The sequence below is a fragment of the endosymbiont of Lamellibrachia barhami genome (genome assembly GCF_011947365.2).
In the GTDB taxonomy this organism is placed as follows: Bacteria; Pseudomonadota; Gammaproteobacteria; order Chromatiales; family Chromatiaceae; genus QGON01.
The window spans coordinates 1,021,028-1,036,239 of the sequence record NZ_JAAVSH020000001.1 but is presented as its reverse complement, the minus strand read 5'-3'; the positions used below and the strand labels follow the sequence as shown (position 1 = coordinate 1,036,239).

Annotated in this window: 17 protein-coding genes; all 17 read right to left on the bottom strand. The window is 55.2% G+C overall.

Features of this window, described 5'->3' with window-relative positions:
- On the bottom strand, positions 1-280 hold a 280-nt coding region (locus G9Q73_RS04650; RefSeq protein ID WP_281397553.1), incomplete at its 3' end, for a beta-ketoacyl synthase N-terminal-like domain-containing protein.
- Entirely contained in the window at positions 277-564 is a 288-nt protein-coding gene (locus G9Q73_RS04645) for an acyl carrier protein (protein ID WP_177418754.1), read from the bottom strand. The genes G9Q73_RS04650 and G9Q73_RS04645, both read right to left, overlap by 4 nt.
- 195 nt (positions 565-759) lie before the next feature.
- Complete coding sequence (gene rnhB / locus G9Q73_RS04640; RefSeq protein ID WP_177418753.1) at positions 760-1,329, bottom strand: ribonuclease HII; 570 nt, start codon at positions 1,327-1,329, stop codon at positions 760-762.
- 15 nt (positions 1,330-1,344) lie between these two features.
- Positions 1,345-2,484 (bottom strand): lipid-A-disaccharide synthase, encoded by a 1,140-nt coding sequence (gene lpxB / locus G9Q73_RS04635; protein ID WP_177418752.1) that lies wholly within the window; start codon positions 2,482-2,484, stop codon positions 1,345-1,347.
- Complete coding sequence (lpxA, locus tag G9Q73_RS04630) at positions 2,484-3,260, bottom strand: acyl-ACP--UDP-N-acetylglucosamine O-acyltransferase (RefSeq protein ID WP_177418751.1); 777 nt, start codon at positions 3,258-3,260, stop codon at positions 2,484-2,486. Before lpxA ends, lpxB begins: the two co-directional genes overlap by 1 nt.
- Complete coding sequence (gene fabZ / locus G9Q73_RS04625) at positions 3,257-3,700, bottom strand: 3-hydroxyacyl-ACP dehydratase FabZ (RefSeq protein ID WP_177418750.1); 444 nt, start codon at positions 3,698-3,700, stop codon at positions 3,257-3,259. The genes lpxA and fabZ overlap by 4 nt, the downstream gene beginning before the upstream one ends.
- Positions 3,701-3,733: 33 nt before the next feature.
- On the bottom strand, positions 3,734-4,771 hold the full coding sequence (gene lpxD / locus G9Q73_RS04620) for a UDP-3-O-(3-hydroxymyristoyl)glucosamine N-acyltransferase (RefSeq protein WP_177418749.1): 1,038 nt from the start codon (positions 4,769-4,771) through the stop codon (positions 3,734-3,736).
- Between the two features lie 11 nt (positions 4,772-4,782).
- Positions 4,783-5,298, bottom strand: a complete 516-nt coding sequence (locus tag G9Q73_RS04615) for an OmpH/Skp family outer membrane protein (RefSeq protein WP_369408833.1) — start codon at positions 5,296-5,298, stop codon at positions 4,783-4,785.
- 18 nt (positions 5,299-5,316) lie between these two features.
- The gene (gene bamA / locus G9Q73_RS04610; RefSeq protein ID WP_246345017.1) at positions 5,317-7,617 is read right to left on the bottom strand and encodes an outer membrane protein assembly factor BamA; all 2,301 of its coding nucleotides are present in this window, start codon (positions 7,615-7,617) and stop codon (positions 5,317-5,319) included.
- A 122-nt stretch (positions 7,618-7,739) separates the two neighbouring features.
- Positions 7,740-9,104 (bottom strand): sigma E protease regulator RseP, encoded by a 1,365-nt coding sequence (rseP, locus tag G9Q73_RS04605; RefSeq protein WP_177418748.1) that lies wholly within the window; start codon positions 9,102-9,104, stop codon positions 7,740-7,742.
- A 153-nt stretch (positions 9,105-9,257) separates the two neighbouring features.
- Positions 9,258-10,433: a 1-deoxy-D-xylulose-5-phosphate reductoisomerase gene (ispC, locus tag G9Q73_RS04600; protein WP_177418747.1), complete on the bottom strand. Its 1,176-nt coding sequence runs from the start codon at positions 10,431-10,433 to the stop codon at positions 9,258-9,260.
- Positions 10,430-11,254, bottom strand: coding sequence for a phosphatidate cytidylyltransferase (locus G9Q73_RS04595; protein ID WP_177418746.1), 825 nt, complete (start codon positions 11,252-11,254; stop codon positions 10,430-10,432). Before G9Q73_RS04595 ends, ispC begins: the two co-directional genes overlap by 4 nt.
- 7 nt (positions 11,255-11,261) lie before the next feature.
- A complete protein-coding gene (gene uppS / locus G9Q73_RS04590; protein ID WP_304956553.1) occupies positions 11,262-12,035 on the bottom strand; it encodes a polyprenyl diphosphate synthase in 774 nt (257 codons plus the stop codon).
- Positions 12,036-12,081: 46 nt separating this feature from the next.
- Positions 12,082-12,639: a ribosome recycling factor gene (frr, locus tag G9Q73_RS04585; RefSeq protein WP_177418745.1), complete on the bottom strand. Its 558-nt coding sequence runs from the start codon at positions 12,637-12,639 to the stop codon at positions 12,082-12,084.
- Position 12,640: 1 nt separating this feature from the next.
- Entirely contained in the window at positions 12,641-13,363 is a 723-nt protein-coding gene (gene pyrH, locus G9Q73_RS04580; RefSeq protein ID WP_177418744.1) for a UMP kinase, read from the bottom strand.
- A gap of 162 nt (positions 13,364-13,525) precedes the next feature.
- Complete coding sequence (gene tsf, locus G9Q73_RS04575; RefSeq protein ID WP_177418743.1) at positions 13,526-14,410, bottom strand: translation elongation factor Ts; 885 nt, start codon at positions 14,408-14,410, stop codon at positions 13,526-13,528.
- 95 nt (positions 14,411-14,505) lie between these two features.
- A partial coding sequence (gene rpsB / locus G9Q73_RS04570; RefSeq protein WP_177418742.1) for a 30S ribosomal protein S2 occupies positions 14,506-15,212 on the bottom strand: 707 nt, incomplete at its 5' end.

Here is a 15,212-nt window from a genome sequence, read left to right as displayed (position 1 = left end):
GGCCTTCGAAACCGGCCTGAGCCAGCGCCTGACTGGCGGCGACCAGTCCCATTGCGCTACAGGGGTCAATCTTAACGTACTTCTTTTTATAGAAGGGGCTCTCGTCAAGTCTCTCGACTTGGCCGGCAACCTTACAGCCGAAATTGGCTGACTCGAAACGCTCGATCGGTCGAATGCCGCTGACACCGGCGACCGAGTTCTGCCAGAAAGAGTGGATGTCGTTACCACTCGGCGACACCACGCCAAGGCCTGTGATCGCCACCCTGCCGTCAGCATTCATGAAACCGACTTGGCAGCAATAATCAGGTTGGCAATGTCGTCTGTGGTTTTGATCTCTTTAAGCTGTTCATCACTGAAACCACCACCGGCGGACTTGACGTCGAACTTGTCCTCTATTTCAAAGATGATTTCAACAAAAGAGAGCGAGTCGATATCCAGTTCGGATAGATTATCCAGATTATTCTCGTCGTACTCGACCTCGTCGTTCTCCAACTGCGCCTTGATAATCTCGCGCAGCTTGGCCTTGATCTCTTCCCGATTCAGTTGTTGCTCCATATTCCCCATAAAATCACTCCTGACCCTTATCCTCTGTTCTATTTTCGCGCCAGCTGACGCTCATTTTTTAGGTGTCACTTTCTAGGATGGCTCTGCCCAATCCGGTGTATCATCACCAGTTCGCGCCATTATCCACCCAAAAAACCCCAAATTTCCAGAACATATGCGCTGTCCGTAAGGAGCCTCTAATTCGATCAGGGACGCCTAATCCTCCAAGAGGCGTCTGACCGGCCCGAATGAACGGCGGTGGATCGCCGTAACACCCAATTCCCTGAGCGCCTCCAGATGCACCTTGGTGGGGTAGCCTTTATGTCTCGCCAGACCATAACCGGGATAGCGCTGATCCATCTCCACCATCTCCCGGTCACGGGCAACCTTGGCAATGATGGAGGCTGCGCCGATCGCTTTGACACTGTTGTCGCCGCCGATGATCGCCTCCACCTCACAGGCCAGGTTTGGAACATGCTTACCATCCACCAGCACCTTGTGCGGTGACATATGCAACGCTTCAACCGCCCGCTGCATAGCCAGCAAACTGGCTTGAAGGATATTGATCTCGTCGATCTCCTCGACCTCAGCACGTCCGAGTGCCCAGGCCAGGGAGCGTTCGCAAATCAATCCGGAGAGGGTTTCACGGCGTTTTTCGCTGAGCTTTTTGGAATCCGCCAAGCCCTCGATCGGGTTTGCCGGATCGAGAATCACCGCAGCAGCCACCACAGGACCCGCCAATGGTCCACGTCCCACCTCATCCACGCCGGCAATGAAAAAGTCCATCTCAGAACGCCTTTATTATTGATCGATAAGTGCCAACACTGCATCCGCAGCGCGGTTTGCGGCGTCACAACGCAGCCCTTCATGCAACTGCCGATATCTGGCGACGACGTCAGCCCGTCTGTCCGGTGATTCGAGAAAATCAAGCAGCGCCTGCCCAAGAACTTCCGGCCTGACCTCATCCTGCAGAAACTCTGGTGCGAGGCGCTCTTCAGCAATCAGATTGGCCATCGCCATGTGGGGGATCTTCACAAGATCGAAGGTCTTTACCAGCCAGTATGTCAGGGCTGCCAAGCGGTAACCTACGACCATTGGGCGTTTCAATAGAAGTGTTTCCAGCGTCGCAGTGCCCGAGGCAGTCAGCACAACGTCAGCCGCCTGGATCGCCTTATGCGCCTCGCCATCAAGCAGGATGATGTGTAGATCCGGCGCAACCCCAAGGATCTGCTCAGAAAAAGCTCTCCGAATCTTCGCGTTCACCATCGGCGCGACAAATTGCAGTTCAGGATGCCGCTGCAAACACCAGTTCGCCGTCTGTAAAAAAGGCGCCGACAGCATACCAAGTTCGCTCATGCGGCTGCCGGGCAGAATCGCAATAACGGGGCGATCGGGATCAAGCCCCAGCTCGGACCTGACGCCTTCCGGCGCTGTCGGCTCGAGGGGAATCTCATCCGCCAAAGGGTGTCCCACATAGTTGGCGGTTACACTGTTCCGCTGGAGAAAATCCACTTCAAAGGGAAAGATGCATAACATCAGATCCACTGCCCGGCGCAGTTTTTTTACCCGTTTCTGACGCCAGGCCCAGACGGTCGGACTGACAAAGTGGGCAGTCCGGATACCCTCGGCTTTGAGTCGGGTTTCCAGCACCAAATTGAAATCCGGCGCATCCACACCAAGAAAGAGGTCCGGGGGATCGGTCTGGAAATGGTGGAAAAGCCTGCGCCGCAGAGCGAGCAGCCCCGGCAGGTGCTTCAGCACCTCCACCAACCCCATCACCGGATCCATGCGTGCCAGACTCTTGCAGCCTTCGGCCTCCATTGCGGGACCGGTCATGCCCTCAAAGCGTAATTCAGGCCGTTTCGCCTTCAGTGCATGGATCAGGGAGGCGGCGAGTTGATCACCTGAGACTTCATTGGCGACTATACCAATTCGATTCATTAGCGGAGGATGCTGCGTCCGCCCTGCGCAATGAAATCCACCATAATGCCGACTTCAGGCGCCTCGCCCGCCATCTCACGAATCGATTCGATCGCCTCTTCCAGCCGCAACTGGGACTTGTAGAGCAGTTTGTAGGCATGCTTGATCTGGCGGATCGCCTGCTCGCTGTATTGATGTCGCCGCAGCCCTTCAGTGTTGATGCCGTAGGGTTTCGCCGGGTGTCCCGAAACCATGACATAGGGAGGCAGATCCTTGGAGATCACCGAACCCATGGCGCAAAAGCTGTAGGCGCCGATGCGACAGAATTGATGGACGATAGTAAATCCGCCGAGAATCGTGTGATCACTGATTTGCACATGACCCCCAAGAGAGGCGGCGTTGGCCATGATGACATCATTTCCGATCTGGCAGTCGTGAGCCACATGGGTATAGGCCATGAAGAGGTTATCGTTGCCAATGCGGGTTGTTCCCGCATCCTGCTGCGTTCCCCGATTGATGGTGACGAACTCACGGATGACGTTACGGTCGCCGATCTCCAGCCAGGTCGGCTCACCGCCATACTTTTTGTCCTGTGGATCCTCGCCAACCGAGGCAAACTGAAAAATACGATTATCTTCACCGATCCTGGTCGGGCCGTTGATAACGACATGAGGGCCGATGGTGGTGCCACGACCGATCTTCACATCGGCCCCGATCACCGAGAATGGACCGATAGAGACCCCTTCGCCCAATTCCGCAGAGGAATCAATCACCGCCCGTTGATCGATTTGACTCATGCCTCAGTAGCGTCTCTTGCGGTGCAGATAACCTCTGCAGTAGCCGCCACCTTCCCATCCACCCTGGCAATGCCTGAGAAGATGCCCATACCACGTCTCATCGCAGTCTGAGTCACCTCCAGTTCAAGCTGATCACCGGGCACCACCGGGCGCTTGAAACGCGCCTTGTTGATCCCGACAAACAGATAGATGGTATTTTCGTTAGCGGTCTCCGGATGGGACTCACGGGCCAGCAGGCCGGTGGCCTGCGCCATCGCCTCGACGATCAAAACACCCGGCATTACCGGTTTAATGGGGAAATGTCCGTTGAAGAAGGGTTCGTTGTAGGTCACATTTTTCAATGCCAACAGACGTTTGTCCTTCTCGAACTCCAATACCCGATCTATCAATAAAAACGGATAGCGGTGCGGTAACAGGCGCAGCACCTTCTCGATGTCCATCACAACCAACGTTCTCTCCCCTTGATCAATGCGTTATCCATCCTGGTCCGTGGAAGCTGTTTCCACCTTTTTTTCCAGGCGCTGTAGACGCTTCGCCATCTCATCCAGTTGGCGAATACGCGCCACGGCCTTGCGCCACTGCTTGTTGTCCATGGCGGGCAGATTGCCGCTGTAGTACCCCGGCTCAGAAAAGGAACGGGTAACCATGCTCGCTCCCGAAAAGTGCACATTATCACCGATATCCAGGTGGCCGACGAGTCCGACCATACCCCCAAAGGTGCAATTGCGGCCAATATGGGTCGAACCCGCTACCGCCACTCCACTCGCCATTGCGGTATTGGCGCCGACAATAACGTTGTGGGCAATCTGGATCAGGTTGTCCAGTTTGACCCCGTCCTCAAGCACCGTGTCCTCCAGTGCACCCCGGTCGATGGTGGTGTTGGCGCCCACTTCCACATCGTCCCCAAGACGGACTCTGCCTGTCTGGGGTACCTTCTCCCATCGACCATCGTCGTTTGCCAGACCGAAACCATCACTCCCCAGAACGGCACCCGGATGGACCAGGCAGCGCGCTCCCACATGAGTCCCATGGCAGAGCGTCACATTGGCTACGAGGCGTGATTCATCAGCAACGACACAATCATGCTCAATGATACACCCCGGTCCGATATATACACCTGCCCCGATACGGCTGCCTGCACCCACTACAGCGCAGGGACCGACAAAGGCCGATGGGTCGATACTGGCTGAGGCATCCACCACTGCAGAAACGTGGCAGCCCGGCTCAAAGGCAGGAGTGGGATTGAGTTGGCGAGAGACCCTCGCATAGGCGAGGTAAGGGTTGTCACTCAATAATAGAGCGGTACTGCAGTATTCGGCATCCTCCGGTCCCAGTATCACCGCCGCCGCAGCCGTCTTTTTCAGATGACGCCGATATTTCGGGTTCGCCAGAAAACTGACCTCATCCGGCCCAGCCTGTTGCAGGGTCGCAACCTTTGAGATCAGAATCTGCGGGTCGCCACGCAGTTCGGCCCCTGCAATCTCCGCCAAGACTCCCAGTCGAACCGCCAATCCCCAGACTCCTACTTCGCTTGGATCTGTCCCAGCTTCTCCAGGACTTTGTCGGAAATATCGATCTTCTCACTGAAATAGACCACACCATCGGACAGGATTAGGTCGATCTTCTCCTCTTTACCGACCTGCTGAATCACTTCCCGTACCCGCTGCCGCAGTTTCTTGAATTCTTCATTCTGTCTCAGGTTGAGATCCTCGCGAAATTCAGTCTGCGCATTCTTGAGCTTGCGGCGACGGGAGAGAATATCTCGCTCCAGGCGCTTCACTTCTGACTCACTCATCACGGCGCCATCACGTTGCAGCTTGTCTTCGAGCTGCTTCAGCTGCTTTTTACTGGAGAGCAGATCTTTCTCACGACGGGAGAACTCTGCCTGCAGACGTTTACGGGCCTCCTTGTACTGCGATGACTCCTCAAAAACCTTGGTTGCGTTGACAAAGGCAATGCTATAACTCTCCGCCAGGACATTGCCCGCGAAAAAAGTCAGCAACAACAGAAAACTACCAATCTTACCCAATCTTTTCACAAAATCACTCCCACTTAATCAATATGTGGTTCCGAAACTAAACTGCAGTGTCTCCACAGAATCACTGACTTTATCGTTCAAAGGATACCCCAGACTAAAAGCCAAGGCACCCACCGGTGATAACCAGGAGAGCATGAGACCTGTAGAGTAACGTAGCTCATCAAATTCGAAACCATTGCCAAACTTTACATCAAAAACATTTCCGGCATCCAGAAACACGCCCCAGCGCATCGTGCTTTTAAAAGAGTCGACAGGCGGCGGAGCCAGCAACTCTATTTGACCCGTCAATTTCGAATTTGCTCCCAACGAATCGCCAAATGAGTCCTGCGGACCCAGGGTATTTTCCTCAAAGCCGCGTACTGTGCCAATGCCGCCTGCAAAAAAGTTACGGTAAAACGGCAGTATCGGGGTATCTGAGTAGCTGTCTCCGTAACCCAGTTCACCATTGAACCTAAGCGTAAGGGTTTTTGTCAAAGGAAAATAGCGCGTGTGTTTGTAGTGTAAGCGGTAATACTGTAGATCGCTGCCAGGCACGGTCACCTCCAGCGCGGCCACCTGCTTACCTCCAACAGTGGGAAAGATGGCACGATCCCGGGTATCACGGGTCCAGCTGACAAGCGTCTCCAGATCCAGAAATTTGTTGCCATTCACCTCTTCGAATTTCAGCACCTCATCTGATGGGGAGTCTCCCAACACGAACTTGGTATCCTCAAAGGCCAGACTGAAACGCAGCCTGTCGTATTCTGTGATGGGCAGGCCGAAGCTAACCCCTACGCGACTGACATCCGTCGCATAACTGGAAATATTGAGTTCACTAAAATCAGTGGCGCGGTAGGAAAACTCAAACCCGCGACTAATGCCGTTAATAGTATAGTAGGGGTTGTTATAGGAAATATTGAACTTCTTATTTGCCTTACTGGTGTCGAAACCGGTACTGACCCGCTTACCGGTACCAAGAAAATTGTCTTGAGTGATGCTTGCATTGAACATCAGGCCCTGGGTCTGAGAGAAACCGATACCCGCCGACAGATTACCGGAAGCCTTCTCTTTCACCTTGAAGTCAACATCCACCTGATCAGTCCGCCCAGGAACGGCTGGCGTCTCGACATTCACCTCTTCGAAATAACCCAGGCGCTGCAGGCGTTCACGGGACAATCGCACCTTCTCTCCCGAAAACCAGGCCGATTCCATCTGCCGCAGCTCCCTGCGAAGCACCTCGTCCCGGGTCGCTGCGTTACCGCTCATGTCGATGTGGCGAACATAGACCCGTTTACCCGGATCGACAAAATAGGTGATCGCCACCTGGCGGTTTTCACGATCGATATCGGGAATGCTGTTGACGTTGGCGAAGGCGTAACCGGCATCCGACAGAAGGCTGTTGACCCGCTCCGCGCTGGCAGTGGTCTTTTTGCGGGAGAAGACCTCACCCCGCCTGAGGTGAATCAGCGGAAAAAGCGCTTCCAAAGGTACAATCAACTCCCCCGCAAGCTTGATGTCACTGAGGGTGAACACCTCACCTTCAGAGACTACGACCGTGACATAGATATCCTTCTTGTCCGGCGTAATGGAAACCTGGGTGGAGTCTATCTTGAAATCGATAAATCCCCTGTCGAGATAGTAGGAGCGCAGTTTCTCCAGATCACCCGAAAGCGCCTGCTTCGAGTATTTGTCTCTGTCGGAGAAGAAGTCGTACCAGCTCGGGATACCGAGAGCAAACTCATCCAGCAGCTCATCATCTTCAAATGCCTGATTGCCGATAAGGTTGATCTTCTTGATGCGGGCGGTGATGCCCTCTGAAATTTCGATATCCACCGACACCCGGTTGCGTTCCAGCGGCGTAACTGTGGATTTGATCCTGACACCATACTTGCCACGGGAGAAATACTGGCGGTTCAACTCCCGCTCGACACGCTCCAGCAGCGCGCGCTTGAAGACCCTGCCTTCAGCCAGACCAATATCCTTCAGGCCGGCCTTCAGCCTATCGGTATCCAGATCTTTGTTACCGCTCAGGTTGATCTCCGCCACTGCCGGCCGTTCACGCACGAACACCACCAGCACTCCATCCTCCCGTTCGAGGCGCACATCCTTGAAAAAGCCCGTTTTGAACAGTGTTCGGATGATGCCGGCCGTATCTCCCGATGATACCTGGTCGCCCACCTTTACCGGCAGGTAGTTGAACACCGTACCTGCGGAGATACGCTGCAAACCTTCGATCCGTATATCTTCCACGACAAACGACGAAGCGCCCATAACGGCAGCCGTCATCAGCAACAAGACCAGACCGGAAAGGAATCTTTTCAGGACACCCAGCAACGACATAATATTAGATTTTTTATACCTGCGACCATTGCCGCCTGTGGCGATTGTCCCAAACATGAGGGATCAGCGGGAGTGAAGACAGGACTCCGCATAAGCGGGGTAGTATAAGTGATATTTTGCCGCTAGCCCAGCAAACGACTAAGATCCACATAGAAGGCAAGACTCATCATTGCCAATAGCAAAACCATCCCAATCTTCTGTCCATGCTCCATAAAGGTTTCCGATAAAGGCCCCCCTTTGATCGCCTCAAGCAGAAAAAAGAGGAGGTGACCACCATCCAGGACAGGGATCGGCAGCAGATTCAGCACGCCGAGGCTGATACTCACCACAGCGAGGAACTTAAGGAAATCGATCAGACCGTAGCTGGCGGTTTTACCCGCATACTCCGCGATGGATATCGGCCCACTGAGATTCTTTACCGAAACCTCGCCGACCACCATCTTACCGAGCATTTTCAGCATCAGCAGAGAGAGATCCCAGGTCTTGTACAACGACTTGCCAACTGCCTCCAGAGGACCGTAACGAATCTCTGTCTGGTAGTCGGCCATCAGGTGAGGCGGCACCTGCACGCTCGCACCAATTCGACCGATGCTTTCACCCTCACTTTCAATCGCTGCCGGGGTTAGTTCAAGGCGGATCAGACTCCCCGCACGCTCGACTTCGAGAACCATGCGCTGTTCCGGTCGCGCCCGTACATACTTCACCCATTCGACCCAACTCTCCAGGGATTGGCCATCAACGGAGAGCAACAGATCGCCGGTTTTCAACCCATCCCTGTCTGCAGCTTCGCCCGGCAACAGTGTACCGATAACCGGCGCGACTACGGGACGCATGGGCGTAATTCCCAGATTCTGCAGAATCTGGCCCTCCTCAGACATCTCCTGAAGCCGCCCGGCGTCGAGCCAGCGAACCGCCTCCCGGCCACTCTCATCTTCGACCCTTACTGCGATCTGCCCGACATTCAGTGACTCCGCCAACAGCATGTAGACAGCTGTCTCCCATGTCGGAGTGGACACCTGATTGACGGAGAGTATGAGGTCTCCCGTCTGAAACCCGGCCTGTTCAGCAATGGATTCGGCCTTGACCTCCCCCACCAGCGGTTTGATGCCGGTATCCCCCGCCACGAAGATCAGCCAGAAGGCGCAGACGGCAAACAATAGATTGAACAGAGGGCCCGCCAGCACAATCGCCGTTCTGGAAGCCAGCGTCTGTCTGTTGAAGGCCCGACCCAGCTCACCGGGATCGACCGGCGCCTCCCGTTCATCCAGCATCTTCACGTAACCGCCCAGGGGGATGGCGGCAAGGACATATTCAGTGCCGTCATTCTTGCCGACATGCGTCCAAAGCGGTTTGCCAAAGCCGATGGAGAAACGCAGTACCTTCACACCGACCCTGCGGGCCACCCAGAAGTGGCCAAACTCATGTACGGTAATCAAAATACCCAGCGCAACGACGAACGCCGCGATTGTAAAAAGCAGTGAATCCATAATAAAAACTGTAGTCTGTTTCAGACTTATATCGAGTGAGACTTGACCTCAAACCTTCGAGGGTTATTTTATCCGCAAAACACGCAAATAATCGCAAAAAACTTGCTGACTATGGGTTTCCAGCGTATTTGCGTATTTCGCGTTATTTGCGGACTATGCGCTTAAAAGTGTTTGTTCCGCAAAAAACCGGGCTTGGTGATCTTGATCCAGCAACTGTTCCAGACTGTCGGCGGGCATGACCTCCAATGCGTCCAGGGTCCGTTCCACCAGTGCGGGGATACCGAGAAAACCGAGGCGACCCTCAAGAAAGGCCTGCACCGCCACCTCATTTGCGGCATTCAGCACTGCGGGTGCAGTCCCACCCGCCTTGATCGCCTCATAGGCAAGTCGCAAACAGGGAAAACGCTCAAGATCAGGGGCCACAAAATCGAGTCTGGCAACCTGAAACAGATCCAGGCGATCCACGCCGGAATCGATGCGCTCCGGCCAGGCAAGGGCGTGAGCAATGGGCGTGCGCATGTCGGGATTACCCAACTGTGCCAGCACCGAGCCATCATTGTACTCCACCATCGAGTGGATCACGCTCTGTGGATGCAGCACCACCTGAATCTGCTGCGGTGAAGTATGAAACAGCCAGCAGGCCTCAATCACCTCCAGCCCCTTGTTCATCATGGTGGCGGAATCGACGGAGATCTTGCGCCCCATATCCCAGTTTGGATGGGCGCAGGCCTGCTCGGGGGTAACGGTCTTCAAACCCTCCAGCGGCATAGTGCGAAAAGGTCCACCAGATGCAGTCAGCAGAATCTTGCGTACCCCAACCTGTTCCAATCCACGTTGAAAGTCAGCCGGCATGCATTGAAAGACCGCATTATGTTCGCTGTCTATAGGCAGAATCTCCGCCGCATGCACCTCAGCAGCCTCCATGAAGAGATGCCCGGAAACCACCAACGCCTCTTTATTCGCCAGCAGGATCCGCTTGCCCGCACGCACTGCCGCCATGGCAGGCAACAGACCGGCAGCCCCGACAATCGCCGCCATCACATAATCGGCCTCCGGCATGGCAGCCACCTGCTCAAGACCGGCAACACCGGATAACACCTCAACATCACTGCTTTTTTCGGCCAACCGCTTGGCCAACTCCGCAGCTGATGTTGCATCCGCCATCACCGCGATCTGCGGTTTGAAGCTGAGGCACTGACCGAGCAGACCGTCCACATCGCGGTTAGCCGTCAATGCAACCACGCGGTAGCGCTCAGGGTGACGGGCCACTACATCCAGGGTACTGAGACCGATAGAGCCGGTGGAACCCAGCACGGTAAGCCCCTTCATCCGATCTTCCCCATCAGCATCAACCCCAGCACAAAAACAGGGCCGGCGGCAGTCAGACTGTCGAGGCGATCCAGCATGCCTCCATGCCCAGGCAGCAAAGTGCCGCTATCTTTCATGTTACGCAGGCGTTTGAGTAGGCTCTCAAAAAGATCCCCAATCACGGAGAAGATCACAGTTAACACGCAGAGCAACAGCGCCAGCGGGTACTCTGCAGGGGAGAATCCCTGCCACCAAGCAAAAAATAAGCCACATATCAGAGAACCTGCGATTGCGCCGTAGACCCCTTCCCGGGTCTTACCCGGACTGACCTCGGGCGCAAGTTTGGTGCGACCAAAGCGACGACCGGCAAAATAGGCGCCGATATCGGCAGCCCAGATCAGGATCAACAGAAACAACAGCAATTGCGGACCCTGTTCAGGCACCTGATGGAGAGTCACCCATGCCAACCACGCCGGCACCAAAACAATGATACCCTCCAGACTTTGGGTCAGGCTAAAACCCTCTGCAATGACGCCACTGCGAAAATGTCGTAACCGTATCAACACAACCAACCACCAGAAAACCACCAGCACAAACAGCCAGAGCAGTAGTGCAGGCGCCTCCAACAGCATCGCGACGGCAGCCATGAAGAGTCCCAAAACCAGGATATAGCCAAACTGGCCGACAGGGCTGTTTGTGCCGGAAAGGCGCGCCCATTCAAACCCGCAAACTGCCAAAAACAGGGCCAACACCAGTGCGAGGTAGAGTGTGGGCGACCAGAGAACCCCGGTAACAATCAAAGGCGCCAGGACCAGTGCTGTCAGAACACGCTGTTTTAGCATCAGCGGCTCAGGAGGCCTCAGCCTTGTGATCTCCCACCTGCTCACCGGTGCGGCCAAAACGGCGCTGACGTCCCGCAAAATCGGCGAGCGCGTTTTCAAAAGCCGCCGTATCAAAATCGGGCCATAGCAGATCAGTGAAGTAGAGTTCGGAATAGGCGGTCTGCCAGAGTAGGAAATTACTTAGCCGCTGCTCCCCGCCGGTACGAATAAAGAGATCCGGATTCGGCAGATCGGGAAAAGAGAGCGCACCGGCCAACGACGCTTCATCGATATCCTCGGGGGAGAGCTCGCCTGCCGCCACTGCCCTGGCCAGGGCTTTGGCCGCCTGGGTAATATCCCAGCGACCGCCGTAATTGGCGGCGACCTGCAGGGTCAGACCACGATTTTCGGCCGTCAACTCCTCGACTTCCAGGATTCTGCGCTGCAGCTTTTCGGAAAAGGCCTCACGCTCCCCAATAATTTTCAGTCGAACACCATTTCTGTGCAGGCGACGCGCCTCTTTACCCAAGGCGCGAATGAAAAGATCCATGATCAGGCCGACCTCTTTCTTGGGCCGGTGCCAGTTTTCACTGCTGAAGGCAAAAAGGGTAAGAACCTGGATCTTTTTCTGCACACAACATTCGACAATGTTGCGCACCGCATCCACGCCGACGGGATGACCCGCGTAGCGTGGCAGACCGCGGCGTTGCGCCCAGCGGCCGTTACCATCCATGATGATTGCGACATGCCCAGGCAATCGGCCTTCGGCCTCCAAACTGTCCGATTGGGTTCCGTTCATCATCACCTTGATTCGCTCTAAACGAACTGTCACCGGGCAACAGTGATTATCAGATCTCCATCAAATCCTTTTCTTTCACCGCCAGCGCCTCATCCACCTCTTTGACGTGCTGATCGGTCAACTTTTGAATGATCTCCTGTCCACGACGCTCATCGTCTTCGGAGATCATCTTCTCCTTCATGTGATCCTTGAGATTATGGTTGGCATCACGACGAATGTTACGGATTGCCACCCGCGCATTTTCCGCCTCATGGCGTACCACGCGAATCAGATCCTTGCGTCGTTCCTCCGTCAACGGCGGCATGGGAACCCGGATCACTGCGCCGGCACTCATGGGATTGAGGCCCAGATCAGAGGTTAAAATCGCCTTCTCGACCACTGCGATCATTGGTCGTTCCCAGGGGGTCACTGCAAGGGTGCGGCCATCTTCCACATTGATATTGGCAACCTGACTCAGCGGCACTTCGGAACCATAATAGTCAACCCGGATATGGTCCAGCAGACTTGGATGAGCTCGCCCGGTACGCACTTTCGCCAACTCGTGGGAGAGCGCCTCAACGCTCTTGCCCATACGGGTGTCAGCATCACTCTTGATATCGTCGATCATGTTATTCGCCCTCTTCTACCAAGGAGCCGATGACCTCTCCGCGCATCAGGCGCAAGAGAGCCCCGGAATCATTGATGTTCATAATTCGTAGCGGCATATCGTTATCCCTGCAGAGCACAATCGCAGTTGCATCCATCACCTGCAGGTTTTCCGCCAAAACCCGATTGTAGGTGAGGCGGGGATAGAATTCAGCATCGGGGTCCTTCACTGGATCCGCTGAGTAGACGCCGTTTACCTTGGTCGCCTTGATCATCATGTCGGCCTGGATCTCGATCGCACGCAGACTTGCGGCGGAATCGGTGGTGAAATAGGGATTGCCGGTACCTGCAGCCAGGATCGCCACTCGACCCTCATCCAGGTGCCGTCTGGCATCCCGTGCGGTGAAAGGCTCACAGACATCCGGCATGCTCAGCGCAGAGAGCACTCTGGCCTCGATGCCGATCTTGGTGAGAGCATCCTGCATCGCCAGGGAGTTCATCACAGTGGCAAGCATACCCATGTGATCGCCGGTCACACGATCGAGACCACCCTGCGCCAGACCGGCACCGCGGAAGATATTTCCGCCACCAATCACCAACCCCACCTGTAGACCGGCCTCAACGAGATCCCGCACCTCACCCGCAGTACGCGCCATCACCTCAGGTGCAATCCCAAAGTCGCCCGCACCCATCAGGGCTTCGCCACTAAGCTTGAGCAGGATACGCCGACAGATCAAATCCGACATACTGAATCGATTCCTATATTTGAGAATAACCGAATGATAAGACGCAGAGAGTAAATATTCCATTTTCCACGGATATTTCAGCTCCACAGGCTCCCTGCCCGCAATCCACCCCCTCTGTCACCGGAGCAATCGCTCCGGTACAGAATGCGGGGGAACAGAAGTTTACATCTTGGCTTGCGCCCGGACCTCTGCGGCGAAATCTTCCTTCTTCTTCTCGATGCCTTCACCAACCTCAAAGCGGCTGAATTGGGCAATAGCGGCACCCTTGCTCTGCAACAGCTTTTCGATGGTAAAATCCGCATCCTTGACGAAAACCTGGCCCAGCAGGGTATTTTCCGCCAGAAATTTGCGCATGCGGCCTTCGACCATCTTCTCGACGATGTTGTCCGGCTTGCCACTCTCCTTGGCCTGGGCGGCAACGATCTCGCGCTCCTTGTTCAGCATATCCTGAGGCATATCATCAGCGGAGAGACAGACGGGGCTGGTCGCGGCAATATGCATTGCCAGATCCTTGCCCAGATCGCCCTCGTCACCCTCAACCTCGACCACAACACCGATACGCACGCCGTGGCTGTAGCTGACCAGGGTACCCTTGCCGGCCTGCATACGGGCAAAACGACGCACGTTCATGTTCTCGCCCAACTTGGAGATCAGCGCCTCACGAGCCTGATTTACAGTGGTCTCCTCACCTTCGTGAAGAGATTGTTCCATCAGCGCCTCAACATCGTCCGCACCGCCGTTAAGCGCACTCTCTGCCACAGCGCCGGCAAATGAGGTGAAGTTCTCGTCTTTGGCCACAAAATCGGTTTCACTGTTGACCTCGACCATCGCCGCCTGAGTGTTGTCAGCATTGAAGCTGATCACAATCACACCTTCCGCTGCGATGCGGCCCGCTTTCTTGGCGGCCTTGGCCTGACCCGATTTGCGCATCGCCTCGATTGCCGCTTCGATATCGCCATCGACCTCAACCAAGGCCTTCTTGCACTCCATCATGCCTGCGCCGGTGCGTTCGCGCAGCTCCTTAACCTGAGAGGCTGTAATCGCCATCTTTCCTACCTCAAAATCGTATCTTCAAATATAGATCGACCGAATCACGCTGCAGGCATGATCCGGTCGTTAATCCAGAAAACCTGTCAGCTGCTTCAGGACTTGTCGCCTTTGACCTCGACAAACTCCTCTTCGCTGCCAGCCGCCACATGGGCCGCGCTGGTGCGGCCTTCAAGGATCGCTGCAGATGCGCCCTGCGTGTAGAGCTGGATCGCCCGAATTGCGTCATCATTTCCGGGGATCACGTAATCGATGGCCTCGGGGTTGTTATTGGTATCGACCACGCCGATAACAGGGATGCCCAGCTTGTGGGCCTCAGAGATTGCGATGTCTTCATGCCCCACATCGATCACGAACATGGCATCGGGCAACTTGCCCATATCTTTGATGCCGCCGAGGCTGCGATCCAGCTTCTCCATCTCGCGATGGAGATTCAATGCCTCTTTCTTCTTGAAACGCTGATCGACACTACCGTCCTCGAACATGGCTTCCAGCTCTTTAAGACGTTTGATCGACTGCTTGATGGTCTTGAAATTAGTCAGCATGCCACCGAGCCAACGATGATTGACGTAGGGCATGTTGCAGCGCACCGCCTCTTCACGCACCGCATCACGGGCTGCACGCTTAGTGCCGACAAACATGATCTTGCCGCCGTTCGCCGCAAGCGAACCGATAAAATTCATGGCGTCGTTGAAGAGGGGGAGGGTCTTCTCAAGATCGACGATATGAATCTTGCTACGATGTCCGAAGATGTAGGGCCCCATCTTGGGGTTCCAGTAACGGGTCTGATGCCCGAAGTGTA

Bases quoted from the DNA above. Each gene is read 5' to 3' on its own strand.
- uppS (WP_304956553.1), bottom strand. From the start codon at position 12,035: ATGATGAACGGAACCCAATCGGACAGTTTGGAGGCCGAAGGCCGATTG.
- frr (WP_177418745.1), bottom strand. From the start codon at position 12,639: ATGATCGACGATATCAAGAGTGATGCTGACACCCGTATGGGCAAGAGC.
- ispC (WP_177418747.1), bottom strand. From the start codon at position 10,433: ATGAAGGGGCTTACCGTGCTGGGTTCCACCGGCTCTATCGGTCTCAGT.
- G9Q73_RS04595 (WP_177418746.1), bottom strand. From the start codon at position 11,254: ATGCTAAAACAGCGTGTTCTGACAGCACTGGTCCTGGCGCCTTTGATT.
- tsf (WP_177418743.1), bottom strand. From the start codon at position 14,410: ATGGCGATTACAGCCTCTCAGGTTAAGGAGCTGCGCGAACGCACCGGC.
- pyrH (WP_177418744.1), bottom strand. From the start codon at position 13,363: ATGTCGGATTTGATCTGTCGGCGTATCCTGCTCAAGCTTAGTGGCGAA.
- rnhB (WP_177418753.1), bottom strand. From the start codon at position 1,329: ATGGACTTTTTCATTGCCGGCGTGGATGAGGTGGGACGTGGACCATTG.
- G9Q73_RS04645 (WP_177418754.1), bottom strand. From the start codon at position 564: ATGGGGAATATGGAGCAACAACTGAATCGGGAAGAGATCAAGGCCAAG.
- bamA (WP_246345017.1), bottom strand. From the start codon at position 7,617: ATGTCGTTGCTGGGTGTCCTGAAAAGATTCCTTTCCGGTCTGGTCTTG.
- fabZ (WP_177418750.1), bottom strand. From the start codon at position 3,700: ATGGACATCGAGAAGGTGCTGCGCCTGTTACCGCACCGCTATCCGTTT.
- lpxA (WP_177418751.1), bottom strand. From the start codon at position 3,260: ATGAGTCAAATCGATCAACGGGCGGTGATTGATTCCTCTGCGGAATTG.
- lpxB (WP_177418752.1), bottom strand. From the start codon at position 2,484: ATGAATCGAATTGGTATAGTCGCCAATGAAGTCTCAGGTGATCAACTC.
- rseP (WP_177418748.1), bottom strand. From the start codon at position 9,104: ATGGATTCACTGCTTTTTACAATCGCGGCGTTCGTCGTTGCGCTGGGT.